Below are 25,187 nucleotides of genomic sequence, written 5' to 3' on the forward strand. Positions count from 1 at the left end.
CAGACTACATCGGCAGGCGCAGCCTGACGCAGGTGCCCGTCTCGGTCCTGGGATATTCCAGCTCGCCCTCGGCGCTCTCCGCAAAGTTCTGCAACAGCCCCTGGCCCAGGCTGCCATCGCGCGTCTCGGCCCCGGCCATCCCGACACCGTCATCGGCCACCGTCACCACCAGGGCGCTGCCCTGCTGCTCCAGCAATACGCGGATTTCCCCGCTCTCGCGGCCCTCGAAGGCATGTTTCACGGCATTGGTGAAAAGCTCGTTCACCACCAGCCCCACGGCAATCGCCTTGTCCCGCGGCAGGTCCACCGGCCGCAGGTCGGTCACCACCTGGATGCCCTCCTGCGTCACCACCCCGTCGCGCAGCGAGTTGCACAGCAACGACAGGTAAGCCCGCATGTCGACCCGGCTGTCGCCATCCTCGTCGCGATAGAGCGCCTCGTGCACCTTGGCGATGCTGTCGACCCGGCCCAGCAGACGGTTCAGCGCCTGCCGCGCATCGTCGCTCTTTGCCCCCCGCGCCTCGATCCGCACGAGGCCCGCGACCATGGCGAACTTGTTCTTCACCCGGTGGTCGATCTCCTGCAACAGCAGCTTGCGCTCCTCCGCCAGCGCATCCCGCGTCGACACCGCGTACCGGACGACCCGGCGGTAATATTCGGCCAGCCCGACGATGGCAAAGCCCGACAGCACGTTGACAAACACGCGCGGCCCGTCCGACGTGTTCTCGAAGGTAAAGGAGCCGGTCGCCGGAAGGACGAAATACCACGCGAACAGCGCGCTCAGCAGCAGGGTGATCACACCCGCCGTCCACCGCGCGAACAGCGTCGCGAACAGCACGAACGGCAGGGTCAGCGAAAACGGTCCCGCCCCGGTAGGCAGCAGGAAATCCGACAATTCCCGCGCGGCGATCGCGCCCAGTGTGCAGAGCGCAGCCACGACCACCTGTCCGACGATGGCGGACAGCTTCGGTGACATCCGCGATGAAATCTGATCCGAAAGGTCAAATTCCACCGGCACGTCCTGAACCGCCGTTTTCAGCGGCGAAGGGTCATTCGGCACTGGCAGACTCCCAAACAAGTCCAGACCCCATAATGCGATGAATTGCACGGCGTTGGCAAAAGGATTTTCACGCCCCCGCCGGCGCCCTGCTCCCTGCCGTCAGGTCACCCTAGCGCCGCCCGGGGCCCCGCAAGCGGCGCCAGATCGGCACCACGTCCAGCGCCGCGATCGCCACACCCAGCGGCAGCATCCAGAAGCCCAGGATCGGCAGGAACCCAAGCAAGCCGCCGATCATCAGCAGCACCCCCAGCAACAGCCGAACCCCCGGCGGAAGCCGCCGGCTGGCCCAGAGCTGCACCCGCCGCCGCGCGCGCCTTGTCCGGCCCTGTACCGTGGGGCGCCGGTCAGACATCGGCCCGGCTGCGCGCCCCGGCCGGCTGCTGCATCCACTGAAACAGCGCGGCGTTCACCGCGTCCGGCTGCTCGAGCGGCGGCAGATGCCCGGCCTCCTCGATCACCTCCAGCCGCGCCCCCTCGATCAGCCCGGCCATCAGCTCGTGCCGCTTCACCGGCGTCAGGCTGTCATGCCGTCCGCACAGCACCAGCGTCGGCAGCTTCGCCTTGCGCAGCACCGCCTGGTAATCGCGCCGCCGCTGCATCGCGCGGACCTGCCGGATGATCCCCTCGGCGCCCACCGTGCGGGCCATGTCGTGAAGCTGCTTCGCCACCGCCGCCCGCCCCGGCCCCGGCGCCAGGCTCTCGGGCCGCACCAGCGCGTTCACCGCCTCCTCCAGCCGTCCGGCTTTCAGCTTGATGATCGTGGGCTCCATATCCGCCGCCATCTGCGGCGTCTCGGCCAGCGAATGCGTGTTCATCAACGCGATCCGGCTGATCCGGTCCGGCGCCCGGCGCAGCAACTCCATCGCCACCACGGCGCCCATCGAATGCCCCGCCAGCGCGAAGCGCCGCGGCAGCACGTCCAGCAGGCGCGAGGCGATCTCCTCGATCCGGTCGCCCCCCGTCACCGGCGCCACCGTGATCGTCACGGCGGTGCTGAAGGCGGTGATCTGCGCCCCGAACACCCGGGCGTCACACATCATGCCCGGGAGCAATACCAAGGGGTCGCGCATCTGCTTCGGTGTCCTTTATGCCGTCGGTGCCTCGCCCTCAGACTTGCCCGCTGGCCCCGCCGAAATCAAGGACCGCCCGGATAGGCGATGCCCCGGTAGGCGGGAAAGTCCCGATACCGCGCCCGCCGCGCCTCCTGCCCCTCCCCCGGCTCGGCCCCGGGCGCCAGCAACATACCCTTCGGCGCGATATAGCTCGAGATCGTCCGCCGCGGCCGCTCCCGCCAACTGAGGTTCATGGCGCAGAGCTTCGGGAAGAACCACAGCTCCGAATAGGGCAGATGATCGTGGATCCACCACGCCAGGTCGCGCCAGTCGCGCCCCTGCTCGTACCGGTCCGCAAACCACGGGATCACCAGCGACGTGCCCGCCCCGGCGCCCCCCTCGCCCACCCGGTCCCAGATATGATGGCCGTAATTGGCATCGTTCCGGGCACAGTTGAGTTTGTTCTCGTTGCCGAACGCGTTCAACTCCGGGCTGCGATAGCCCGACCGAATGGCGATCCGCCCGAAGGTCTCCTGCAACGGGTCCAGCAACTCCTCGCACAGCCGCCGGCCATGGGCGATGGCCATGTCCGGATCGTCGGGAATATTCGGCACCCGGTGGAAACTGCCGATCTCGGAATACAGGAAATCGCGCATGTAGAAATGCCGGCCCAGCCGCACCCGCCCCAGCGTCTCGAGGCTCCACATGCTCCCCGGCCTTCGCATCAGGGCAACCCCCCGACCCAGTCGAGGATCAGCTTGACCGCCGCCTCGGTATTGCCCGGCGACAGGATATCCCCGGCAATCACATGCGCCGCCGGGTCCACCCCCGGCCCCAGCGCCGGCACCGCATGGCGCACCGGCCCGCCCCACGCTGCGCGCACCGCGTCGGTCGCGCCCGCGTCCAGCACCGCATCCTCGGCGGAGTAGTAGAACAACGCCGGCACGGTAACTGCCCCGTACTCCAGCCCCGCCGCATGTTTCACCAGCACCGCCAGCGGCATCACCGCCTCCATCGGGTAGCTCGTCGTCCACTCCCGCGCATGTCCCTCGTTCCGCGGCTCGAACGACCGCGTCCGCCCCGCCACCAGCGGAACCCAGTACCGCGCGCCCGGCAGGGTCAGCAGCGGCGCCCCCGCGGCCCTCAACCCGAAATTGGGCGAGATGAACGCGATCCCCTTCACGTCCCGCATCAGCCCCTGATCCTGCGCCGCCACCGCCGCCACCGTGCCCCCGGTCGAGGTGGCGATCACGATTACCTCGCGCCCCACCTTCCGCCCGATGGCCAGCGCCTCGGCCGCATCCTCGATCCAGTCGCCCGCCGTGGCCTCGGCCATCGCCTCGCCGTCGCGCCCATGCCCCCGGAACCGCGTGAAGACAAGGTTCGCGCCCAGCGCCTGCGCCACGTTATCGGGCACCGGCCGGATCTCCTCGGAACTGGCGGAAAACCCGTGCAGATAGACGATGGCCAGATCGGTCGGCACCTCCTCCAGCCCGTGCCAGATCACCCGCTTCTGGTTGCCCGGCCGGATATCGTCGAACCGCGCCTCCTGCTCTTGCAGATAGGGGTCCACCCCCCCGGCCAGCACGCGCCGGTCGAACGCCGTCTCCGTCTCCACCGGCTCATACGGCCCGAGAACCCAAAGCAGCACCGCGACCAGACCCAGCCCCGCCAGCACCCGCAAGGGCCAGCGCGCCCGCTTCCGTCTCATCCGGCCGCAGCCCGGTCAATCACCTCCTCGACCGACGCCTCGATCAGCGCAAGGCAGTCAGCGTCGGAAAACCGGTGATCCGCCCCGTCCACCAGCGTCAGCCGCATATCCGGCCCCTCCGCATGCTCCAGCAGCCGCAGCGCCACCGACATCTCCACATCCGCATCCGCCGTCCCCTGCAGGAACCGCACCGGGAACGGCAGGCTGAGGGGCGAGCGCAGCACAAGGTTCTCCCGCCCCTCCTCGATCAGCCGGCGGGTGATCACGTAAGGCTCGCCATACTCGCTCGGCAACGCCACCTGCCCCTTCTCGAACAGCGCATCCCGCTGCGCATCGTCGAACCCGGCCCACATCGAATCCTCGGTGAAATCCGGCGCCGCGGCCACCGCCACCAGCCCCGCCACCCTCTCCGGCATCGCCCGTGCACACAGCAGCGAAATCCACCCGCCCATGCTCGAGCCCACCAGAACCTGCTTCCCCTCGGTCAACGCCCCGATCGCCGCCATCGCATCCGCCGCCCAGTCGCCGATCGTCCCGTCGGTGAACGCCTCCGACGACTGCCCGTGCCCGGAATAGTCGAACCGCAGGAACGCCCGGCCCGTCCGCCGCGCCCACGCCTCCAGATGCACCGCCTTGGTGCCTTCCATGTCCGACTTGAACCCGCCAAGGAACACCACGCCGGGCGATACGCCCGCGCTCCGGTGATAGGCAATCTTCCGGCCCTGCGGCGTGCTCAGATACTCTGCTGTGCTCATTGAACCCCACCCTTTCCGGCGCGCATCCTGCACCGGACACCGCGGGCGTTCAAACCGTTTTCCCCCGGCCACACACCCCGCCCTCTTGACTTGCTCCCCGCCCCGCGCCAAAACCCCCGGCACACACATATACCCGCAACCGGGCGTTCCGTGGGCGCCAAACCGACGAGGAGTTAAGGCCGATGGCCCAGATTTCCCTGACCTTTCCCGATGGCAATGCACGTTCCTTCGACAAGGGCGTGACCCCGGCCGACGTGGCCGCATCGATCTCCAATTCGCTGGCGAAAAAGGCCATCTCGGCCCATGTCGACGGCAAACACTGGGATCTGCAATGGCCGATCGAGGCCGACGCCGCCATCTCCATCAACACCATGAAGGACGAGGCCCCGGCGAACGAGCTGGTACGCCACGACCTCGCCCACGTCATGGCCCGCGCCGTGCAGGAAATCTGGCCCGAAACCAAGGTCACCATCGGCCCGGTCATCGAGAACGGCTGGTACTACGATTTCGACCGTGAAGAGCCCTTCACGCCCGAAGACCTCTCGCAGATCGAAAAGCGGATGAAGGAGATCATCAATCTCCGCGACCCCGTGAAAACCGAGGTCTGGGAGCGTGACCGCGCCATCAAGCACTACAAACAGACCGGCGAGCCCTACAAGATCGAGCTGATCGAAGCCATCCCCGGCGACGAGCCCCTGCGCATGTACTGGCATGGCGACTGGCAGGATCTCTGCCGCGGCCCCCACCTCCAGCACACCGGCCAGCTTCCCGCCGACGCCTTCCGCCTGATGTCCATCGCCGGCGCCTACTGGCGCGGCGATTCCAGCCGCCAGATGCTCCAACGCATCTACGGCGTGGCCTTCACCAGCAAGGAAAAGCTGAAAGCCTACCTCAACTTCCTCGAGGAGGCCGAGAAGCGCGACCACCGCCGCCTGGGCCGCGAGATGGACCTCTTCCACATGCAGGAAGAGGCCCCCGGCCAGGTCTTCTGGCATCCCAACGGCTGGACCATCTACACCGCCCTGCAGGACTACATGCGCCGCAAGCAGCGCGCCGGCGGCTACAACGAAATCAATACGCCGCAGGTCGTCGACCGCAAACTGTGGGAGGCCTCGGGCCACTGGGACAAGTACCAGCACCACATGTTCATCGTCGAGGTTGACGAAAGCCGCGACGGCGAACATGACGATGCCGAGGCGAAGAACAAGGACCAGACCCGCATCAACGCATTGAAGCCCATGAACTGCCCCTGCCACGTGCAGGTCTTCAACCAGGGCCTCAAATCCTACCGCGACCTGCCCCTCCGGCTGGCCGAATTCGGCTCATGCGCGCGGTTCGAACCCTCGGGCGCGCTCCACGGCATCATGCGCGTCCGCGGCTTCACCCAGGACGACGCGCACATCTTCTGCACCGAGGACCAGATCCAGGCCGAATGCGCCCGCTTCATCGACTTCCTCGCCGACATCTACCGCGAGCTGGGCTTCCCCGATTTCGAAATCCGCTTCGCCACGCGCCCCGAAAAACGCGTCGGCACCGATGAAAGCTGGGACTACGTCGAGGGGGCGCTGGAAAACGCCATCAAGGCCGTCGGCCGCGATTACGTGCTCGAACCGGGCGACGGCGCCTTCTACGGGCCCAAGCTCGACTTCTACCTGACCGACGCGATCGGCCGGGTCTGGCAATGCGGCACCTTCCAGGTCGACCCCAACTTGCCCGAACGGCTCGGCGCCACCTACATCGCCCCCAACGGTGAAAAGACCCGGCCCTTCATGCTGCACCGCGCCACGCTCGGCAGCTTCGAGCGTTTCATCGGCATCCTGATCGAGGAACACGCCGGCAAGCTGCCCTTCTGGCTGGCCCCCCGCCAGGTCGTCGTCGCCTCCATCGTGTCCGAGGCCGACGATTACGTGCACGAGGTGGTGGCCAAGCTCCGCGCCGCCGGTGTCCGGGCCGAGGCCGACATCCGCAACGAGAAGATCAACTACAAGGTCCGCGAACACTCCGTCGGCAAGGTGCCCGTCATCCTCGCCTGCGGTCTCAAGGAAGTGGGCGAACGCACCGTCTCCCTCCGCCGCCTCGGCGAAAAGGCGACCTCGGTCGAACCGCTCGACGATGTAACAAAGGCGCTGGCGAAAGAGGCGACACCGCCCGACCTTCTGTAACATCTGCCAATTCGCGCGGCCGGATATTGAAACAATCCGTCATAATCCGGCCGCGCCCCAAAATTTTCCCCAATCCAATCAATCCCTTGGCCGCGCCGCCCGCTGGCGGCGCGCTGACACGCCCGTGTCTGACGCGTTCGTGAGTCGCGCTTCTCGCACCCCCCGCCCTATCCTTCTCCCATCGCCGGATCGCCGCGCCACGGCCAACATGCCCAGCCAAGGGGAGGAGAGGCCGCAAAGCGCTGAAACGGTGGTACAATGTCAAACACCTTGAACGGAGCTACCCCATGTCCAACACCACCAAGACCCTCGCCATCGCCGGTGCCGTCACCGCGGCGCTCGCCTCCTACACCACCACCGCCACCGCCGCCGAGCAGGAAAAATGCTACGGCGTCTCGCTCGCCGGCGAAAACGACTGCGCCGCCGGCGCCGGCACCACCTGCGCCGGCACCTCCACCGTCGACTACCAGGGCAACGCCTGGACGCTGGTCGACGCCGGCACCTGCGAAAGCATGGAACTGCCCGACGACCGCATGGGCAGCCTCGAGCCGCTCGACCGCGACCTGCCGGAATCCTGATGCCACCCGGCCTGTGCGGGATCACCCCGCACGGGCCACCCCCGACCCAACCAACAGGTTCTCCCATGCTGGATACCACGAGCTTTCCCACCCTGCCCGCCGGCCCCGGTGTCGGCTACAAGCCCCAGCATTTCCGCGACATCACTTCTGACGCCCGCCCCGTCACCTGGCTGGAAATCCACGCCGAGAACTACATGGGCGACGGCGGCCGCCCGCTCGCCCAACTCCGCCACCTGGCCGAACGCTTCCCCATTTCCGTCCACGGCGTCGGCCTCTCCATCGGCGGCGAGGGCCGGCTCGACCCCGACCACCTCGCCCGCCTGCGCAAGCTCTGCGACTGGCTCAACCCCGCCAGCTTCTCCGAACACCTCGCCTGGTCGACCCATGACAGCCACTTCCTGAACGACCTGCTGCCCCTGCCCTATACCGCCGCCACCCTCACCCGCGTCGCCGCCCACATCGACGAGGTGCAGGAGGCATTGGGCCGCCCCATGCTGCTGGAAAACCCCTCCAGCTACCTCGCCTTCGATGAAAGCACCTATGCCGAGACCGATTTCCTGAACGAACTCGCCCGCCGCACCGGCTGCGGCCTGCTGCTCGACGTCAACAACGTCTTCGTCTCCGCCACCAATCTCGACCTCGACCCCCGCGCCTATATCGACGCCTTCCCCCTCGACCGCGTCGGCGAAATCCACCTCGGCGGCCATGACCAGGACGAGGACGACCACGGCGCCCCCCTCCTCATCGACAGCCACGGCCGCGAGGTGGCCGACCCGGTCTGGGCCCTGCTCGACTACACGCTCGACCGCTCCGGCCCCCGCCCGCTCCTCGTCGAATGGGACACCGACGTGCCCGACTGGCCCACGCTGGCCGCCGAGGCCCGCCGCGCCGAAGCCGCCCTCGCCCGGGTGCCCGCATGAGCCCCTCGCAATCCGCCTTCCGCGCCGCCCTGCTCGACAGCACCCGGCCCACGCCCGACGGCCTCTCCGACGGCCAGGGCCGCCCCGCCGGCCGCCGCTTCGCCGTCTACCGCAACAACGTCGCCGTCGGCCTCACCGACGCGCTGGAAACCAGCTTTCCCGCCATCGCCAGGCTGATCGGCCAGGAGAACTTCAAGAAGGTGGCCGGCACCTTCCTCCGCCAGCACCCGCCGCAGAACCCGATGATGATGACCTACGGCGCCGACTTCCCCGCCTTCCTCGAAACCTTCCAGCCCCTCCAGCACCTCGGCTACCTCCCCGACGTCGCCCGCCTCGAACAGGCCCTCCGCATCGCCTACCACGCCGCCGACGCGCGCCCCATCGACCCCGCCATCCTGCAATCCCTGCCGCCCGACGCGCTGGCCGAAACCCGCTTCACCCTCGCCCCCGCGACACGGCTCATCCAATCCCGCTGGCCCATCCACGCCATCTGGGCTTTCAACATGGAAGACGGCCCCAAGCCCCAGCCCGGCCCCCAGACCGTGCTGATCACCCGCCCCGACTACGACCCGCAGATGACCCCGGTCTCCCCCGGCACCGCCGCCTTCATCACCGCCCTGCAATCCGGCGCCGCCCTCTCCGAGGCCAGCGACACCGCCACCGAGGCCGAGCCCAACGTCGACCTCGGCACCGCGCTCTCGCTCCTACTCGGCACCCAGACCATCACCGATATCAGAACCGGAGCCAGCTAGATGACCGCCCTCCTCTCCCTCCACACCGCGCTCTTCACCCGGATCGAGCGCGCCGACTGGCTCTTGCCAACCCTCGCCCGTTTCCTCTTCGCGGCGATCCTGCTGGTCTATTACTGGAATTCCGGCCTCACCAAGCTGGGCGACGGCCTCCCCGGCCTCTTCAGCCCCTCGGTCGGCGCCTACGCCCAGATCTTCCCCAAGGCGACCGAGGCCGTCACCTACGACATCACCAGGCTCTCGCTCTTCCACCACCTCACCGTGCTGGCCGGCACCTGGGCCGAATTCATCCTGCCCACCCTCATCATCCTCGGCCTGCTGTCGCGCCTCGCCGCCCTCGGCATGATCGGCTTCATCGTAGTCCAGTCCCTCACCGACCTCTACGGCCATGGCGGCATCGAACACGAGGGTACGCTCGGCGCGTGGTTCGACAAGGCCCCCGACGCCATCATCCTGGATCAACGCGCGCTCTGGGTCTTCCTCCTGCTGGTGATCGTGGTCAAGGGCGCGGGGCCGCTCTCCCTCGACCGGGCGCTGTCACGCAGCCCACGGGAACCATAGCACGGGTTTCACCCCCGTTGCGCCCGGCGCAACATCTCGTAGAGACCCCCACCGAACGCCACATCAACCCCGGGCTTTACCGACCCCGATACCGACGTAATACCGACGTGTTACCGACGCGATACCGACACCGCCTTCCCAGCAAAAACAGGGCCGTTAACCTGATTCGCCCCGAACCGCTGTCGACAGCCGGTTACGACGGCTCAGAAATGCGCCTTCGGCTCGTCCGGCTTGCCCGCCGCGATGGCGAACAGCCCGCCCAGCGCGGTCATCCCGATGGGGAACATGGTGAAGACGTTGAAATCGAACGCATAAAGCATCAACCCGGCCGACATCAGCAACAGAACCCCGCCCCACAAGGCCCGGATCCGAGCCATGCCACCCCCGGCAATCGCCAGCAACGGTGCCGCGAAACTCACCGCCCGGATCAGCCCGACCCGGTCGACCTGGTACGCCAGCCCGTCAATTTCCCCATACCGATCAATGGCTTCCGTATATCCATACGCGAAGAACCCGACCAGCAGGGCCAACAGCCCGCCGATCACCCCAAGCAAAAGCGCCGCATTCCGCATCCCGTTCCTCCGGTTGTGTCACGAGGCGAGATAGGCATTTCCCGCCGTTATCCAAGCACCATTGCCCGAACCTCCGGCCCCCAGCCCAGGTACATCTCCCCGCCATCCACGATCAGCGGCCGCTTCATCAGCGCCGGATGCGCCGCCAGCAGCGCCAGCGGCTCGCTCGCCCGCTCCGCCTCGTCCAACCCCCGCCACGTGGTCGACCGCGTGTTGAGCAAGGACATGCCGAACCGGGCATGGGCCGCCTCCAGCACCTCCCCCGGCACCCCGTCGGCCCGGACATCGCGGAACTCGGCATTGCCCAACGATTTCAACGCCTTCCGGCAGGTATCGCAGGTCTTCAATCCGTAAACTATCATCTCGCCTCGCCCATTTTTTCACCTGATACCGCGCCCCGGCCCGAAGATCACGTGGGTTTTGCTTGCTTTTTACAATGCCGGTGCAATCATCAAGGACGTGACGCGGACCTGGCAGCCTCCGACTTCGCATATCGTGGCCGGTCTGTTTCGTTTGCGCATGGCAAGACCCGGGCCACACACCCGGGAAAGTGAAGACACGGAAGGAGATACGGCATGCCGACCGGCACCGTAAAATGGTTCAACACCACCAAGGGTTACGGGTTCATTGCCCCCGACGAAGGCGGTAAGGATGTGTTCGTCCACATCTCGGCCGTCGAGCGATCGGGCCTGACCGGCCTCGCAGACAACCAGAAGGTTGGATACGAGTTGCAGGACGGGCGCGACGGGCGCCAGATGGCGGGTGACCTCAAGCTGCTCTGATTCAGCCAAGCCACTGTCATTTCACGAAAATCAGGCCGGGTCCTCGGCCTGGTTCCCCTCCCAGTTTTCCCCCATCGCGACGATGCAGGATGTGCCCGTCGCGTAGGACACCACCATTGTCCAGTCGCCCCGCTTGTCGGTCCAGACCTGCATGACCTGCTCGGGGCCCCGCGTGCCCCAGCTGTGCAACTGCTCCCCGAACTGCCGCGACAGCTTCTGCGTCATCTTCTCCGTCGGCTCGCAGATCACCTCCGCGATGGGCGAACTTGCCGAGGCGCCGCCGGCAAGGCAGGCCAGGGCGATAACCAGGAATACGCGCATGGGCCTCGTGTCCTCTCCTCCACTGCTCTTTCCGGCAATGTAACAGAGTCATGACACACCTGTATATACTCTATATATACAAAAGGCGCGAAGCCCACCGCTCCGCGCCTTTCGCCCACCCTGTTCGAAGGGGATCTCGTCGTTACTGGCAGCCCTTGGTGCCCTCGGGGCAATCATACGACCGCGTATAGCTCGCCGCCCGATAGACCGGGTGCCGCTTCATCTCGTACCAGGTCACGTTGGTGTTCGGCTGCCCGCAGCAGATGACGCCGTTGATGGTGATCGGCTGCAAGCCGGCCGGGCAGTAATTGGCAGCGGTCGGCACCGGGTAAAGCCGCGGGCCGTCGGCCATCGCGGGCACGGCGGTCAGCGCAGCCAGCGCGGCGGCCGTGAGAGAGAGGGAAATGCGCATATGGACCTCGTCTAAGGTTACTGAAAAGGCTTTGGAGGAACCTCTGCCCGGAATGGTACCGCTTCGGCGGGGGCTGTCAAAGTTTTTTGAGGCGAAACAGTGCGTTTCGGGGTGGTAGGTGGGTGATTGTCGTGGGTACCGCCGTGCCGGACGGGCTCCGCCGGGCGAGCGCCGGCCCGTGGGTAGGCGCTGCAACGGTTATGGCTGCCGCTTTATGGTTCCGAATACATCCTCGACCGAAACGTCGCGCGACCTCTCCAAAGCGCCTGCCCGCCGGGACGGGCCGGCGCTCGCCCGGCGCCGCGCCATGGCGCGGCTCTGTTCCGGGCGTGTGGCATACCGGGACGAGCGCAACGTTCTGCGTGCTTAACCGTTTCTTTGGCGCGGTCGTCTACTCCGAACATCCATCACCGCCCAATCAACGAACCCGGCCATTCCACCCCGCCCGTTAACGTTTCATTAACCTTCCAATACCCCCTGGAACTCCCGCCATTCCCCCTTGGACATGCCGGAATTCTCCTGCGTCACCTCTTCCCCCTTCAGCATCCGCCGCACACAGTCCAGCGCGGTGGCCGACAGCGTCGCACCCCCCATGCGGTAATCCTCGAAGGCGCGGTAGGCGAAGGGCACCCAGTCGGCCACCACCTTGCAGATCTCCTCGGCATAGACCCGGATCTCGTACTGCGCATGCGCATCCGCCCTGAGCCGCAGGAAATGCAGCAGGTTGTGCAGGTCGACCTTCCAGTACCACTGCGTGTAGATATTCGCCGGCAGGTTCATCCGCGCCAGTTCGCGCGCCAGCCCCTGCTGGCCCTCCTGCCCGATCATCTCCTCGTAATGGTCATAGGCGCGGGTGGAATCCGCCTTGAGATACTCCAGCACCCGCTGCGCCTCCTCCCCGGTCAGCGCCTCGCCCCGGCCCTGGTTGTTCACCACCGACTGCGCGGCCAGGTGTTCCGGCGCCGGGATGTAGAACTCCCGGTCGAGGATCGAATACCGGGCGGAATACTCGTTGACGTTGGCCGTCCGGTGCCGGATCCACTGGCGCGCCACGAAGACCGGCAGCTTCACGTGCAGCTTGACCTCGCACATCTCGAACGGCGTCGAATGCCAGTGCCGCATCAGGTAGCGGATCAGCCCCTCGTCATTGGTCACCGACTTGGTGCCGCGCCCATAGCTCACCCTTGCGGCCTGGCAGATGGCGGCATCGTCGCCCATGTAATCGATCACCCGGATGAACCCGTGGTCGAGTACCGGGTAGGCGGTGTAGAGATGCGCCTCCATCCCCTCCGACACCACGCGGCGGGTTTCCTGCCGGCTGTTGCGCTGCGCGTCGATTTCGGCCTGCTGCTCGGGGCTGAGGGGCATCGCCTGGTCCTTTCCACAAGAGTGAGTCGGGGCCAACTATATCTTGCGGGGGCGCCGGGAGAAACTTCAATATCGGGTATCGGCTGAGCTGCAACACCCCCTCTTTTCCCGGAATCCGGGTAAAGGAAAACATTGACTTCGCGGTGTAATCTCCTGAATTTCATTCAAAACACAAAAAATACACTGATTGAGGCAGTGACAGCATGAAACAGACAGTGGCAAGCCTGCTGGTTTGCGCCCTTCTTGCGGGGTGTGCATCCGGCAGCAATCCATTCGCCAACACCGAAACAGGCGAGGTTCCCGACCCCGGCGACGAAACGCCGGACGAGGAAGAGCCCACGACCGAAACACCGGTCAGCGTCCCCGCGGGTATCGCCGGCGACGTCACGAACGTTTCCTATGATGCGGCCAGTGGCACATTGGTGGTGGAGGGCCTCAGCCTCGACGAGGTTCCCTACAGCGCGACCTACCGGCGCGCGCCGGGGCTCGATCAGGACGGCTATGTCGCATTCACCATCCAGGAAGATCCGCTTGACCGGCACTACACGGCCTATGCCCGCGAAAGCACCAACGGCTCGGTCCGCGCCGGCACCGTGTCCAGCCCCGGCCCGCGCAACCGGTCGCTGATGGGCGCACATTTCGAGCGCGACGGCGCCTACGACCCGCCGGAAGTGACCGAGGACAGCGGTCTCGTCACCTATGCCGGGCGCTACGTGGCGGTCACCAATGGCGGCGATCCCAACGGCTCCGACCTGTTGCCCACCGGCGTGACCGACCCCGAGCTTCTGGTGTCGCAGGCGCTGGTGATTCACGGCGACGCCTTCATCAACGCCGATTTCGCCGACAACACGGTCGAGGGCAACATCTACAACCGCGAACTGCTCGACACCGACCTGAACGTCATCTCGGAACTGCCCTCGGTGGTTCTGGTGATCACCGACATCGAGGCCAACGGCACCTTCTCGGGCACGGTCGAATACGACACCCGCGACCCTCTTTCGGGCACCACGGCCAACACCCAGATCGGCACCTATTCCGGCGTCTTCGGCGGCACCGATGCCGGCGCCGTGGCCGGTGGGGTCGAACTAGACCAGTTCGACGGCGTCAACGACAACCTCGGTCTCGAGTCGGAACTGGAAAGCGGCATCTTCGTGCTGGATCAGTGCGGCATGCCGGGCTCTCCGGCCATCTGCAACGATGTCAATCCCGATGCCGGAACGCCGTAAGGCCGGCCGCCGGCTGGCCATCTGCCTGGCCGGGCTCGTCCTTGCGGGCGGGGCCGGCCAGCCGCATGCCGACGAGGCCGCGGCCGCACCCGACGAACCCATGGTCCGGCTCTCCCTGACCCACGCCCAAGCGCTGGCGCAACAGGCGCTGCGGCAGGGCCAGCCCAGGACGGCGTTCGAACTGACCGAGGGGCTGATCGCGGCCAATCCGGACAACGGCCACGCCCATTTCTTGCGGGCCCATGCCCTGGGCCAGCTGAAGGATTACAGGACGGGCCGCAAATCCGCCGCCCGCGCCTACCGCGTCGCCAATACCGACGTGCAGCGCTTCGAGGCGGCCAAGCTGGCCGCCGAGCTCTCTTTTGCCGATGACAGCTATACCGTCTCGCAGCTCTGGCTGCGGCGCGCGGTGCATTACGCCCCGAACGAGGAAATCCGCAGCCAGTACGTCAAGGCCTTCCGCAAGGTCCGGCGCACCAACCCCCTGCGGTTCGAGTTCCAGGTCTCGATCAACCCGTCCGACAACGTCAACAACGGGTCGAACAGCCCCTACAACCTGATCGAGGGCTCGCCCCTGGTCGGCACGCTCAGCCCCAGCGCGCGGGCGATCAGCGGCGTCGTGGCCAAGACCGACTTGCGCGCCTCCTACCGCGTGCAGCAAAGCGAGGGGCACGAAACCCACATCACCGGGCGGCTGCTCTCGCGCGAGATCCGCTTCAACGACCCGGTGCCCGGCTTCAGCGGCAACGACATCTCCTCGCTGCGCCTGCAACTGGGCGTCAGCCACCTCTGGGCGCCGGGCAAGCACGGCTACTGGAGCTTCGACGCGAACGGCGGCCGCGCCTGGTACGGCGGCTCTCCCTACTACGATTTCGCCGGGGTCGGCGTGCGGCGGCTGCAAAAGCTGACGGACAAGCTGAACCTCAACCTTGGCACCCATGTCGAGGAACAGTTCGACAAGGTCGCCCCGATCACCGATGCGACTGTCTACTCGGTGTCCGCCGGGCTGAGCTATGCGCTCGACACCGGCGGGGAACTGGGCGCGCAGCTGCAATACCGCGATATCGAAAGCGACGGGCGCAACCGGGCCTCGCAGCAATGGTCGGTGGTCGCAACCTACACGCTCGGGCGCGAGATCGGGCCGGCCGAGCTCAGCCTTTCGCTGGGCCACAGCATCCTCGATTACGAAGAATACTGGGTGCTTTTGCCGGTGCGCGGCGGGCGGACCGACGAATCCTGGTTCGGCGGGGTGACCGCGACCTTCCAGGATTACAGCTACATGGGCTTCGTGCCGGTCGTGTCCATCAACGCCGAGAAAAGCCGCTCGAACATCAGCCGCTTCGATGTCGACCAGACCGCCGTGTCCTTCGGCATCCGCTCGGAATTCTGAACGCCCCGCCTGCCCTTCCCCCTCGACAGGGCGCGTCAGCCGTCTATCCTTTGTCTGAACGCGAAAACAGACAGGAGGCGCAGGATGCGGGTACGCTATCTGCATACGATGGTCCGGGTGAAGGACCTCGAGAAATCGATGAAATTCTACGAATTGCTGGGCCTGAAGGAAACCCGGCGCATGGACAGCGAGGGCGGCCGCTTCACGCTGGTCTTCATGGCGCCCGAAGGGCACGAGGACTGCCCGGTCGAGCTGACCTACAACTGGGATGGCGATGACGCCCTGCCCGATGACAGCCGCCATTTCGGCCACCTCGCCTATTCGGTCGGCAATATCTACGAGATGTGCCAGCACCTGCAGGATAACGGCGTGACCATCAACCGCCCGCCCCGCGACGGGCGCATGGCCTTCGTGCGCAGCCCCGACAACGTGTCGGTCGAACTGCTGCAGGAGGGCGAGGCGCTGGAGCCGGCCGAGCCCTGGGCCAGCATGGAAAACACCGGCCATTGGTAAGGGCGGCCGCCCTTCTGGCCGCCTGCCTTCTGTGGGCCGCCACGGCGCAGGCGCAAGCCGCCTGCCGCCTTGCCCTTGTTCTCGCGCTCGACGTGTCCTCGTCGGTGGACGCCGAGGAATATGCCCTGCAGCGCACCGGCCTGGCCGCCGCGCTGGATGCCGAGGAGGTGCGCCATGCCATCCTGACCGGCGCGGGCGGCTACGTCGCCCTCTCCGTCTACGAATGGAGCGGTTTCAACCAGCACAAGCTGCAACTCGACTGGCTGGCGCTGACCTCTCCCGCCGCCATCGACCGCGCCGTCGCGGCGCTGGCCGGGATGGAGCGCAGCCACGACAACTTCCCGACCTCGATCGGCCCGGCCATCGGCTATGGCGCGACCTTGTTGAAACGGGTCCCGCATTGCGAGCGGCGGGTGATCGACGTGTCGGGCGACGGCGTGAACAACTACCGCTACGGCCCGCGCGAGGCGTACCGGCATTTCCCGCTCGACGACGTGACTGTGAACGGGCTGGTCATCCTGGGCGACGACCCAGGCGTCCTGTCCTATTACGGGGCGGAAGTGCTGCACGGTGCCGGGGCCTTCATGGTCGTGGCCCACGGGTTCGCCGAGTTCCGCGAGGCGATGACCAGGAAGCTCTACCGCGAAATCAACGACATCATCCTTGGCCGCGTGCCACATTCCCTGCCCCGGCAGGTGCCCGGATGAGGGGCGCGCGGGCGCTGCTGGCGGTGGCCTGCCTGGTGATGGCAGCTCCCGCCGCGGCGTCCTGCCGGCTGGCGCTGATCCTTGCGCTCGATGTGTCCTCCTCGGTCGATGCCGATGAATACGAGCTGCAGCGGCTGGGCCTGGCCGCCGCGCTCGACAGCGAGGACGTGCGCCACGCCATCCTCTATGGCGGTCACGGCCACGTGGCGCTGGCCGTCTTCGAATGGAGCGGGTTCTATCAGCAGAAGCTGCATCTCGACTGGTCGCTCTTGCGGACGACGCGCGATATCGACCGCGCGGTCGTGGCCGTGGGCACCATGTCGCGCAGCCACGAAGGCTATCCCACCGCCATCGGCCAGGCGCTCGGCTTTGCCGCGCAGCTGATGGGCCGGGCCCCGGATTGCCAGCGGCAGGTGGTGGATATCTCGGGCGACGGGATCAACAATTACGGGTTCGGGCCGGCGGCGGCGTATCGGAGTTTTCCGTTCGACGGGATCACGGTGAACGGGCTGGTGATCCTTGAACGCTATGATGGCGTGGCCGATTATTACCGCAAGGAGGTGCTGCGCGGGCCGCAATCCTTCCTCGTCGTCGCCAACGGGTTCGAGGATTTCAGCGCGGCGATGTCGAAGAAATTATACCGCGAAATCAACGATATCATGCTGGGGGATTCCGGCACGCGGCGGCCGCGCGGATGAGGGGGCTGGCGCGCCTCCTGCTGGTCGTGGTGGCGATGCTGGCCGCCCCGGCACATTCCGCCTGCCGGCAGGCGCTGGCGCTGGGGCTCGACGTATCGGGGTCGGTGGACATGTGGGAATACCGTCTGCAACTCGACGGTCTGGCCGCGGCCCTGCTCGATCCGGAGATGCAGGAAGCCTTCCTGCAATACCCCGAGGCGCCGGTGCGGCTGATGGTCTTCGAGTGGAGCGCGCAAGGCCATCAGCGTGTCGTGATCCCCTGGCAGGACATCACCGGCCCTGCCGACCTGCTGGCCGCGGCCGACGTGCTGCGGACGACCAAGGCGATGCCGGTCAACAACCCGTCCACCGCCATCGGCGCGGCGATGGTCTTCGGCGCCACGGAGCTTCAGACCCAATCGGATTGCTGGCAGTTGACGCTCGACATTTCCGGTGATGGCCCGTCGAACATTGGTCGCCATCCCCGGCTGATCGAGCCGCAGGAGACAGGGCCGGTGATCATCAACGGGCTGGTGATCGGGCCCGACGGGCCGTCGAACACGACGAAGAACCGCCACAACGTCAAATCGTTAATGGGATATTACCAGACCTACGTGATCCGGGGCCCGGGCGCCTTCGTGGTGGCGGCGCTGGATTACGAGGATTTCGCCGGGGCCATGCGCCGCAAGCTGATCCGGGAGCTTCAGCCGGCCGCCGTATCGGGCCACCCGACCGGGGCCGGGACGTCAATAGATATAGCGGATCTGGTCGGCCCAGTACCGCTCGACCCGGCGCAGTGACGTGTTGATCTGGTCGATACCGTCATTGCCGAGCACGCCCTTGCTTTGCAGCCCTTCGGCATGGCCGGCGAAGAGTTTCGAGATGATCGCGCGGATGCCGCGCCCCTTTTCGGTCAGCCGCACCCGCACCGAGCGGCGGTCGATCTCGCACCGCTGGTGGTGCATATAGCCCATCTCGACCAGCTTCTTGAGGTTATAGCTGACATTGCTGCCCTGGTAGTAGCCGCGCGTCTTCAACTCGCCCGCCGTCACCTCGTTATCGCCGATGTTGAACAACAGAAGTGCCTGCACCGCGTTGATCTCGAGCACGCCGAGCCGTTCGAATTCATCCTTGATGACATCCAGCAGCAGCCGGTGCAGCCGCTCGACCAGGGCCAGCGAATCCAGATAGCCCGCCATGAAGCTTTGCTGCTCGGGCGACAGCAGAGGGGGATGTTGCAAACTCATTCTCGGCTCCGTGCGTGACTGCTCGAAGCCGGTGATAGCCCGCAAATGCCCAAGAAGTGGTAAACAGGGCGCCGATAGATAAAATTCGACTCAACTCGCCGGGGTGCTGCCCCGTGCGATCCGGTCGATCAGCCCCGCGTAATGCTCCGGCGGGGCGTTTTGCCCCGTGATCCATGCATAGAGGTCGTGATCGTTTTCCGAGAGCAGCGCGTCGTACAGGTCGAGCCCGGCCGCGTCGAGCGCGTCAAGCTCTGCCTTGGCGAAGCGGCCCAGGATGATGTCCATCTCCTTGATGCCGCGCCGCATCGAGCGCATCCGCAAGCGTTTCAGCCGGTTCTGCGCCGTTTCGCCGGCAGGCCGGAGCTCAGGCAATCGCTTCCTCGCGCAGCTTGGCACGCAGCGTCTTTTCAAGCCGGCCCAGCCGATCCGCCGACAGCGCCAGCTGCGAACGGATATCGCGGATTTCCATCAACAGGTCGGTGACATCCTGCGACAGTTCGGTCACGTCCTCGGGGCCATCGGGGCCCGGGCCCTCGCCGCTCAGCAGCCACAGAAGCGAGACGTTCAGCATCCCGGCCATCATCGACAGCTTGTTGGCGCGCGGCTCGCTCAGGTCGTCTTCCCACGACTTGAGCGTCTTCAGCTTGACACCAAGTCGCTTTGCCAGGTCGGCCTGGCTCATTCCGGCCTGTTCGCGCGCCCCGGCGACACGGTCGCCAAAAGTGGTTGCGTTCGGGTCGTACCAGCCATCCTCGGTCTGGGCGTTCATGGGAAGTCCTTTCTTTGGTCTTTCGGGAGACGGGGCTTTACAACCGGTCAATGCTCCGGTTTGTCACTGATGAACTCGAACCCAGACTATAGAGCGTTCGCGCGCTTATTCCAACCGGAGTGCCAAATGATTTCCCTTTCCGCGACACTTGCCCGCGTCAAACCCTCGCCGACCATGGCGATCACCGCGCTTTCGCAGGAGATGAAGGCGGCCGGCAAGGATGTGATCAGCCTGAGCGCCGGGGAACCCGACTTTCCGACGCCGGAAAACATCCGCGCGGCCGGGATTCGCGCGATCGAGGAGGGCAAGACGCGCTATACCGCGCCCGACGGGATCATCGAACTGAAAGAGGCGGTCTGCGCCAAGTTCGCACGTGACAACGGGCTCGAGTACACGCCGAAGCAGGTCAGCATCGGCACCGGCGGCAAGCAGATCCTCTACAACGCGCTGATGGCCACGCTGAATGCCGGCGACGAGGTGGTGATCCCCGCGCCCTACTGGGTCAGCTACCCCGACATGGTGCTACTGGCGGGCGGCGAGCCGGTGATCGCCCCGGCGGGGATCGAGACTAGTTTCAAGCTGACGCCCGAGGCGCTCGAGGCGGCGATCACGCCCAAGACCCGCTGGTTCATCTTCAACTCGCCTTCGAACCCCACTGGCGCGGGCTATTCGTGGGACGAGCTGAAGGCGCTGACCGACGTGCTGATGCGGCACCCGCATGTCTGGGTTCTGACCGACGACATGTACGAGCACCTGGCCTATGACGGGTTCGAATTCTGCACGCCCGCGCAGGTGGAGCCCGCACTTTACGACCGCACCCTCACCTGCAACGGCGTCTCCAAGGCCTATGCCATGACCGGCTGGCGGATCGGTTATGCCGGCGGGCCGGAGACGCTGATCGCCGCGATGCGCAAGATCCAGTCGCAATCGACCTCGAACCCCTGCACCATAAGCCAATGGGCGGCGGTCGAGGCGCTGAACGGCACGCAAGCCTTCATCGCGCCCAACAACGAGACCTTCCGCCGCCGCCGCGACCTCGTGCTCGAAGGCCTGCGCGCCATCGACGGGATCGAGTGCCCGACGCCCGAGGGCGCGTTCTATGTCTACCCCTCGATCGAGGGGCTGATCGGCAAGACCACCGCCGCCGGAACCAGGCTCGATACCGACGAAACCTTCGCCACCGCGCTGCTGGAAGAGGCCGGCGTGGCCGTGGTCTTCGGCGCGGCATTTGGGCTTTCCCCGGCCTTCCGGGTCAGCTACGCTACCTCGGACGAGGCCCTGCAAGAGGCCTGCAAGCGCATCGCGAATTTCTGCGCCGCGCTGACCTGAGAGCCGAGGGGCGATGTCGGACGATCTGCCGGAATACTACTTTCGGGTGCGCGAAAACGGCGCCTTCGTGTTCCGCGTGGACACCGAGAACCGTCAGCGTCGCATCGAGATGGACCAGATCGCCGTGGTCAACATCCGCAACGGCCAGATCAAGCCGCATGGCGACCGTGACCTGACCGAGCGCGACCTGAGCGTGATCGAGGAATGGATGGCCGAGCGGCTGGAAATCCTCGCCCACCGGGATATCGACGACATTCACAGGGCGGTCGACTACCTCAACACCACGACCCACTGGGCCCAGTCCAAGGCCACCGACGAGCAGCTCGAACTGGTGAGCGACGCTTTGTTGCTGGCGATGCACGACCTGCGCGCGGTGCTGGTGCGCAAGAAGGCCGAGCGGCTGATGAAGGAACAGGGCGGCTGAGGGCTGTCCCTCAGCCCTTGATTCCCACCGCCAGCGCCGCCGGCATGGGCACGGTCCAGCCTCCGTCACGGGCGAAATCCTTGCGCGCCCGCCTGGTGATGGCCCGGCGGATGGCCCGCAGGTTTTCCTCGGGCTGGTTTTTCAGCAGGTAGCCGGCCCGCGGCGCGCCGTTCTGGAAGATCTCGACCACGTCCGAGGGATTGTCGAGTTCCCAGCAGCAGTCGATGGTCTCGAACCGATCGAGCGTCAGCCCGGCCTTCCTGAACAGCTTCCGTGCGGTCTTTTCCTGGGCGAACTGGTGGAAGTCGGGGCTCTCGGGCATGGTCACGCTGGCCGCCCCGTGGGCCCGCACGCTGCCGTAGAGCAGTGCGAAGGTTTCCGACACGTCCGGCCCGTGCCAGCTGGCCATCACGAAACGGCCGCCGGGGCGCAGGACGCGGGCCACCTCGGCCAGCGCCTTCGGCTGATCGGGCACGTGCATCAGGCCGAAGCCGCAGGTCACCGCGTCGAAGACGTCGTCGTCGAACGGCATCTCCTGCGCGTCGCCCACGAGAAAGACGACATCCGGCGCCCGCTCATGCGCGTGGGCCAGCATCTCGCGCGAGAAGTCGAGCCCGGTCACCCGGAAACCGGCGGCGTGGGCGGCGGCGCTGAGATTGCCCTGCCCGCAGCACAGATCGAGCATGTCGCAGCCCGGTTCGAGGCAGGCGAGCATCGGTGCGACCGCCATGTCCGTGGCCTTGGAGAAGCGGTTGACATAGGTGTCGGCGAGCCCTTCGTCGGACCAGCCGTCGACCTCGAGACGCGCGAATTCCCTGAACTCCATGGCGGCCAGTCCTTCCTGACAATGAAACCTCCGCAGCATAGCACGGAATCGTCATCCGCAAGCGGCTTATCCCATCCGTGCGGCCACGTTCCGCGCCGACCAGCCCCAGAACCGGGCCAGCATGAAAACCGCGGCAAAGGCCAGCCCCACCGCCAGCCCCAGCCAGATGCCGACACCGCCCCAGCCCAGCGTGAAACCCATCACGTAGCTGACCGGCACACCGATGCCCCAGTAGCTGATCGCGGCAATGATCATCGGTACGCGGGTGTCGTGGACCCCGCGCAGCAGGCCAAGCGCCATCACCTGCCCCGCATCCATCAGCTGGAACAGCGCCGCCGCCGCCAGAAGGCCGGTGCCCACGGCGATGACGCCCGCGCGGTTGGGCTCCGACGGGCTCATGAACAGGCCGATCAGGGGCTCGGGGAAAAGCAGGAAGATCGCCACCGTCACCAGCGCCACCACCCCCGACATCACCAGCACCACCAGTGCCCCTGACCTTAGCCCCGGACCGTCACCGCGGCCAAAGGCCTGCCCTGCCCGCACCGTGGCGGCGTTCGACAGGCCCAGATGGACCATGAACATGACCGAGGCGACCTGCATCGCGATGCCATGCGCCGCTAGCGGCAGCTTGCCCAGCCAGCCCATCATCGCCGTCGAGGCGGCGAACAGCCCGACCTCGGCGAGGTTGGTGATGCCGATCGGCCAGCCGAGGCGGAAGACCTGGCCCAGTGCCTCCCAATCCGGGCGCCAGACCCGCTGGAAGAGCGTGTGCTCGGGCGTGGCGATGGCCACGTAGATGGCCAGCACCACGAAGGACGCGATATTGACCGCGAGCGAGGCGATGGCCGCGCCCTGCACCCCCATCTCGGGGAAGCCCCAATGCCCGAAGATCAGCGCGTAGTTCACCACGATGTTCAGGCCGACCGCCGCCACAGTGACCCACAGCACCACCTGCGTCCGCTCGAGCGCCGCGAGGTAGGATTTGAGCACCATCACCAGTAGTGCCGGAAGCGTGGCAAAGCCCGCAATGCGCAGGTAATCCTCGGCCAGCGCCGAGATCTCCGGGTCCTGCCCCAGCGCGCGGAAGACCGGCCCGGACCAGTAGAGCACCGGCAGCACCGCCAGCCCGTAGAGCACCGAGGCCCAGGCGCCCATTCGGGTGACGCGGCGCACCTGGCGCTCCTGCCCCGCGGCCTGGGCCGAGGCCACCATCGGCATCACCGCCCAGGCAAAGCCCGATCCCATGATGAAAAAGACGAAGAAGGTCGTGCCGCCCAGCACCTCGGCCGCCAGCGCGTCGACCGAGTACCAGCCCAGCATCGCCGCATCGGTCAGCGTGATGGCGAACTGCGCCACGTGGCTGCCGATCAGCGGCAGGCCCAGCATCAGGGTCGCCCGGGCGTGCTGGCGGTATGTCAGTGCGTCCTTCATCCCGCTCGCCTACCCCCGCCGCGTGACCGCGGCAAGACGTCACAGCGCGGCGAGCAGAAGCTGGCCCGCGATGGCGGCAATCAGGCAACCAGCGGCGATCTCGATCAGGGGCAGCGCGCGGGCGGCGCCCTGCCCCGTGGCCAGCCGGCTGAGCGCCCCTTCCCGGAAGGTGACGGCAGCCACGGCGACCGCGATGGTCACGCAGGCGGTGCCCAGCCCCATGACGAAGGCCCCGGCAATGCCCGCCGCGTCGAGGCCGAAGCGCCATGTCAGGATCAGCAGGAACAGCGCGCCGGTGCAGGGCCGGATGGCAACGGCGCCGACCAGCATGGCGGCGTCACGCCACGATTTCACCTCTGCCGCCTCTTCCAGCGTGGGCCCGTGGCGGTGGCCGCAGGTGTCGCAATGGCCGTCGGGGCCGTGGTGATGGTGGTGATCATGGTGGTCATGAGCATGGTGGTGCACGGAACGCGACGACCACACCCGCCGCGCGCCCCGCACCGCCAGCCAGAGGCCGACCAGCGCGATGGCCCCGTAGCTCACCGGCGCCATCACCCGGTCGGCAAACCCCGTCATCGCCGGCCGCGACAGGTTCAGCACCAGCACCCCGGCATAGACCAGCGCCACCGCCGTCGCCGCCTGTGCAAGGCTCGAGGCCAGCGCCAGCAACGACAGGCGCAGCGCCGGCACCCGTGCCCCCACCCCGTAACCGCCGATCAGCACCTTGCCGTGTCCCGGCCCCGCGGCGTGGAAGAACCCGTAGGCAAAACAGGTGCCCAGCAGCGCCGCCAAGGCGCCGGGCTCGCCCGCGCGCAGCGCGCGCAGCCCCGCCGCCATGGCCTCCTGCGTCGTGCGCTGGCCCTCGGCCGCCCAGCGGGCCACGTCTCCCGCCCCGCCAAACGCCCAGAGCCACAGCGCCGCCCCGGCAATCAACACGGCCGCGATCAGGAGAGCGGTTCGCATGTCACCTCGAGCGTATCGGCATAGAAGCGGCCCACCTCGAACGTGTCGAAGAAATCCTCTGCGCCGGTATTGCCGAGGGTCTCGACCGTCTCATCGGCTGCCGCCGTGTCGGCCCGGGTAAGCTCACCGGTGCAGCCGTCGGGCAGGATCATCTCGCCGATCATCGACAGGGCGGCATAATAGGACGGGTCATAGGCGCGCACCGTCATTCCCCGGGGCATCTCGGTCGAGACCGGGCGGCGGTGACGGGTGACAATCTGACCGTCCTCCATCCGTAGCGACAGCGCCTCGGGCGGGCCGAGCGACAGCTTGCCCCCGGCCGTGTCGATGAAGAGCGCGCCCTCGAACCCCTCGGGCCAGTCGGCAAGGTCGAAGCCGATCAGCTCCGCCCGTTCCGCCTCGGTCAGGGCCATGTCGCCATCCGGATCGAGCCCATAATCCGACAGGATCAGCATCGAGAAGAGGTCGTCATAGGCCCATGTCACCTCGACCCCGGTCAGGTTCCCCTGCCCGTCGGTCTCGAAGCTCAGCCCGACATCGACGAAGACATGCGGATGCGCCCGCGCCGGGGCGGCGGCAAGGCTGGCCAGCAGGGCGGATATGAGGAGCAAGGCGCGCACGGGCATTGTCTTACGACGCCCGGCGCCGGCGGGCAATCCGCGCGCGATGCGGTCGGCGCCGG

General features: G+C 66.7%; 32 protein-coding genes. 14 read left to right on the forward strand and 18 right to left on the reverse strand.

The genetic code is table 11. The annotated features are described in order from the left end of the window. Nucleotides 1-4 precede the first annotated feature (4 nt). The 6 genes from ACO07J_RS12515 to ACO07J_RS12540 all read right to left on the reverse strand — a co-directional run bounded on the left by ACO07J_RS12515 (nt 5) and on the right by ACO07J_RS12540 (nt 4,578). On the reverse strand, nt 5-1,060 hold the full coding sequence (locus tag ACO07J_RS12515) for a sensor histidine kinase (RefSeq protein ID WP_422029320.1): 1,056 nt from the start codon (nt 1,058-1,060) through the stop codon (nt 5-7). 109 nt (nt 1,061-1,169) lie between these two features. Next, entirely contained in the window at nt 1,170-1,412 is a 243-nt protein-coding gene (locus ACO07J_RS12520) for a hypothetical protein (protein ID WP_422029322.1), read from the reverse strand. Further along, complete coding sequence (locus tag ACO07J_RS12525) at nt 1,405-2,130, reverse strand: alpha/beta fold hydrolase (RefSeq protein ID WP_422029324.1); 726 nt, start codon at nt 2,128-2,130, stop codon at nt 1,405-1,407. The genes ACO07J_RS12520 and ACO07J_RS12525 overlap by 8 nt, the downstream gene beginning before the upstream one ends. 65 nt (nt 2,131-2,195) lie before the next feature. Then, nucleotides 2,196-2,819 (reverse strand): hypothetical protein, encoded by a 624-nt coding sequence (locus ACO07J_RS12530; RefSeq protein ID WP_422029326.1) that lies wholly within the window; start codon nt 2,817-2,819, stop codon nt 2,196-2,198. Between the two features lie 17 nt (nt 2,820-2,836). After that, on the reverse strand, nt 2,837-3,823 hold the full coding sequence (locus tag ACO07J_RS12535; RefSeq protein WP_422029328.1) for an alpha/beta hydrolase: 987 nt from the start codon (nt 3,821-3,823) through the stop codon (nt 2,837-2,839). Next, nucleotides 3,820-4,578, reverse strand: coding sequence for an alpha/beta fold hydrolase (locus tag ACO07J_RS12540; RefSeq protein WP_422029330.1), 759 nt, complete (start codon nt 4,576-4,578; stop codon nt 3,820-3,822). The genes ACO07J_RS12535 and ACO07J_RS12540 overlap by 4 nt, the downstream gene beginning before the upstream one ends. A 182-nt stretch (nt 4,579-4,760) precedes the next feature. Here ACO07J_RS12540 and thrS point away from each other — a divergent pair, with 182 nt between their 5' ends. The 5 genes from thrS (at nt 4,761) to ACO07J_RS12565 (ending at nt 9,548) form a co-directional block, all read left to right on the forward strand. Then, nucleotides 4,761-6,740 (forward strand): threonine--tRNA ligase, encoded by a 1,980-nt coding sequence (gene thrS / locus ACO07J_RS12545; RefSeq protein ID WP_422029332.1) that lies wholly within the window; start codon nt 4,761-4,763, stop codon nt 6,738-6,740. 287 nt (nt 6,741-7,027) lie between these two features. Then, the gene (locus tag ACO07J_RS12550; RefSeq protein WP_350081060.1) at nt 7,028-7,318 is read left to right on the forward strand and encodes a DUF2282 domain-containing protein; all 291 of its coding nucleotides are present in this window, start codon (nt 7,028-7,030) and stop codon (nt 7,316-7,318) included. 65 nt (nt 7,319-7,383) lie between these two features. Beyond that, nucleotides 7,384-8,238 (forward strand): DUF692 domain-containing protein, encoded by an 855-nt coding sequence (locus ACO07J_RS12555; RefSeq protein WP_422029334.1) that lies wholly within the window; start codon nt 7,384-7,386, stop codon nt 8,236-8,238. Next, complete coding sequence (locus ACO07J_RS12560) at nt 8,235-8,990, forward strand: DNA-binding domain-containing protein (protein WP_422029336.1); 756 nt, start codon at nt 8,235-8,237, stop codon at nt 8,988-8,990. Before ACO07J_RS12555 ends, ACO07J_RS12560 begins: the two co-directional genes overlap by 4 nt. Then, complete coding sequence (locus tag ACO07J_RS12565; RefSeq protein ID WP_422029338.1) at nt 8,991-9,548, forward strand: DoxX family protein; 558 nt, start codon at nt 8,991-8,993, stop codon at nt 9,546-9,548. It begins immediately after the preceding gene. Between the two features lie 203 nt (nt 9,549-9,751). Here the strand turns inward: ACO07J_RS12565 and ACO07J_RS12570 are convergent, their stop codons facing one another. Beyond that, nucleotides 9,752-10,120 carry a hypothetical protein gene (locus ACO07J_RS12570; protein WP_422029340.1) on the reverse strand — a complete coding sequence of 123 codons (369 nt, stop codon included), beginning with the start codon at nt 10,118-10,120 and terminating at the stop codon, nt 9,752-9,754. Between the two features lie 47 nt (nt 10,121-10,167). Beyond that, nucleotides 10,168-10,482: an ArsC/Spx/MgsR family protein gene (locus tag ACO07J_RS12575; RefSeq protein ID WP_422029342.1), complete on the reverse strand. Its 315-nt coding sequence runs from the start codon at nt 10,480-10,482 to the stop codon at nt 10,168-10,170. A 213-nt stretch (nt 10,483-10,695) separates the two neighbouring features. Between ACO07J_RS12575 and ACO07J_RS12580 the strand changes: the two genes are divergently transcribed. After that, on the forward strand, nt 10,696-10,902 hold the full coding sequence (locus ACO07J_RS12580) for a cold-shock protein (RefSeq protein WP_300894002.1): 207 nt from the start codon (nt 10,696-10,698) through the stop codon (nt 10,900-10,902). A 30-nt stretch (nt 10,903-10,932) separates the two neighbouring features. Here ACO07J_RS12580 and ACO07J_RS12585 read toward each other — a convergent pair whose 3' ends face one another. The 3 genes from ACO07J_RS12585 to thyX all read right to left on the reverse strand — a co-directional run bounded on the left by ACO07J_RS12585 (nt 10,933) and on the right by thyX (nt 13,003). Continuing rightward, the gene (locus tag ACO07J_RS12585) at nt 10,933-11,223 is read right to left on the reverse strand and encodes a hypothetical protein (protein ID WP_422029344.1); all 291 of its coding nucleotides are present in this window, start codon (nt 11,221-11,223) and stop codon (nt 10,933-10,935) included. A gap of 142 nt (nt 11,224-11,365) precedes the next feature. Beyond that, on the reverse strand, nt 11,366-11,635 hold the full coding sequence (locus tag ACO07J_RS12590) for a hypothetical protein (protein ID WP_422029346.1): 270 nt from the start codon (nt 11,633-11,635) through the stop codon (nt 11,366-11,368). A 459-nt stretch (nt 11,636-12,094) separates the two neighbouring features. After that, nucleotides 12,095-13,003: an FAD-dependent thymidylate synthase gene (thyX, locus tag ACO07J_RS12595; protein WP_422029348.1), complete on the reverse strand. Its 909-nt coding sequence runs from the start codon at nt 13,001-13,003 to the stop codon at nt 12,095-12,097. Nucleotides 13,004-13,206: 203 nt separating this feature from the next. Between thyX and ACO07J_RS12600 the strand changes: the two genes are divergently transcribed. From ACO07J_RS12600 to ACO07J_RS12625, 6 genes are all read left to right on the forward strand, one after another. Further along, nucleotides 13,207-14,229, forward strand: a complete 1,023-nt coding sequence (locus ACO07J_RS12600) for a thymidylate synthase (protein ID WP_422029350.1) — start codon at nt 13,207-13,209, stop codon at nt 14,227-14,229. After that, nucleotides 14,213-15,619: a surface lipoprotein assembly modifier gene (locus ACO07J_RS12605; protein ID WP_422029352.1), complete on the forward strand. Its 1,407-nt coding sequence runs from the start codon at nt 14,213-14,215 to the stop codon at nt 15,617-15,619. Before ACO07J_RS12600 ends, ACO07J_RS12605 begins: the two co-directional genes overlap by 17 nt. Before the next feature lie 84 nt (nt 15,620-15,703). After that, nucleotides 15,704-16,132 carry a VOC family protein gene (locus ACO07J_RS12610; protein ID WP_422029354.1) on the forward strand — a complete coding sequence of 143 codons (429 nt, stop codon included), beginning with the start codon at nt 15,704-15,706 and terminating at the stop codon, nt 16,130-16,132. Beyond that, nucleotides 16,126-16,839: a DUF1194 domain-containing protein gene (locus ACO07J_RS12615; RefSeq protein ID WP_422029356.1), complete on the forward strand. Its 714-nt coding sequence runs from the start codon at nt 16,126-16,128 to the stop codon at nt 16,837-16,839. Before ACO07J_RS12610 ends, ACO07J_RS12615 begins: the two co-directional genes overlap by 7 nt. Beyond that, nucleotides 16,836-17,537, forward strand: a complete 702-nt coding sequence (locus tag ACO07J_RS12620; RefSeq protein ID WP_422029358.1) for a DUF1194 domain-containing protein — start codon at nt 16,836-16,838, stop codon at nt 17,535-17,537. Before ACO07J_RS12615 ends, ACO07J_RS12620 begins: the two co-directional genes overlap by 4 nt. Next, nucleotides 17,534-18,316 carry a DUF1194 domain-containing protein gene (locus ACO07J_RS12625; RefSeq protein ID WP_422029360.1) on the forward strand — a complete coding sequence of 261 codons (783 nt, stop codon included), beginning with the start codon at nt 17,534-17,536 and terminating at the stop codon, nt 18,314-18,316. The genes ACO07J_RS12620 and ACO07J_RS12625 overlap by 4 nt, the downstream gene beginning before the upstream one ends. Here the strand turns inward: ACO07J_RS12625 and ACO07J_RS12630 are convergent. From ACO07J_RS12630 to ACO07J_RS12640, 3 genes are all read right to left on the reverse strand, one after another. Then, nucleotides 18,263-18,763, reverse strand: a complete 501-nt coding sequence (locus tag ACO07J_RS12630; RefSeq protein ID WP_422029362.1) for a MarR family winged helix-turn-helix transcriptional regulator — start codon at nt 18,761-18,763, stop codon at nt 18,263-18,265. The two genes, ACO07J_RS12625 and ACO07J_RS12630, sit on opposite strands and share 54 nt — an antisense overlap. 90 nt (nt 18,764-18,853) lie before the next feature. Next, nucleotides 18,854-19,078: a succinate dehydrogenase assembly factor 2 gene (locus tag ACO07J_RS12635; protein ID WP_422029783.1), complete on the reverse strand. Its 225-nt coding sequence runs from the start codon at nt 19,076-19,078 to the stop codon at nt 18,854-18,856. A 49-nt stretch (nt 19,079-19,127) separates the two neighbouring features. Continuing rightward, on the reverse strand, nt 19,128-19,532 hold the full coding sequence (locus tag ACO07J_RS12640; protein WP_422029364.1) for a helix-turn-helix domain-containing protein: 405 nt from the start codon (nt 19,530-19,532) through the stop codon (nt 19,128-19,130). A 126-nt stretch (nt 19,533-19,658) separates the two neighbouring features. On the opposite strand from ACO07J_RS12640, the gene ACO07J_RS12645 reads away from it, so the two are divergent. Then, nucleotides 19,659-20,861: a pyridoxal phosphate-dependent aminotransferase gene (locus ACO07J_RS12645; RefSeq protein ID WP_422029366.1), complete on the forward strand. Its 1,203-nt coding sequence runs from the start codon at nt 19,659-19,661 to the stop codon at nt 20,859-20,861. 13 nt (nt 20,862-20,874) lie between these two features. Next, entirely contained in the window at nt 20,875-21,285 is a 411-nt protein-coding gene (locus ACO07J_RS12650) for a hypothetical protein (RefSeq protein ID WP_422029368.1), read from the forward strand. 10 nt (nt 21,286-21,295) lie between these two features. Here the strand turns inward: ACO07J_RS12650 and ACO07J_RS12655 are convergent, their stop codons facing one another. The 4 genes from ACO07J_RS12655 to ACO07J_RS12670 form a co-directional block, all read right to left on the reverse strand. Then, complete coding sequence (locus ACO07J_RS12655; RefSeq protein ID WP_422029370.1) at nt 21,296-22,111, reverse strand: class I SAM-dependent methyltransferase; 816 nt, start codon at nt 22,109-22,111, stop codon at nt 21,296-21,298. A 66-nt stretch (nt 22,112-22,177) separates the two neighbouring features. Then, nucleotides 22,178-23,542 (reverse strand): MATE family efflux transporter, encoded by a 1,365-nt coding sequence (locus ACO07J_RS12660; protein ID WP_422029372.1) that lies wholly within the window; start codon nt 23,540-23,542, stop codon nt 22,178-22,180. 39 nt (nt 23,543-23,581) lie between these two features. After that, nucleotides 23,582-24,505 carry a nickel/cobalt transporter gene (locus tag ACO07J_RS12665; RefSeq protein ID WP_422029374.1) on the reverse strand — a complete coding sequence of 308 codons (924 nt, stop codon included), beginning with the start codon at nt 24,503-24,505 and terminating at the stop codon, nt 23,582-23,584. Then, nucleotides 24,487-25,125, reverse strand: a complete 639-nt coding sequence (locus tag ACO07J_RS12670) for a DUF1007 family protein (protein WP_422029376.1) — start codon at nt 25,123-25,125, stop codon at nt 24,487-24,489. Before ACO07J_RS12670 ends, ACO07J_RS12665 begins: the two co-directional genes overlap by 19 nt. Between the last annotated feature and the right edge of the window lie 62 nt (nt 25,126-25,187).

The organism is Roseovarius sp. (assembly GCF_965228755.1).
Classification (GTDB): Bacteria; Pseudomonadota; Alphaproteobacteria; order Rhodobacterales; family Rhodobacteraceae; genus Roseovarius.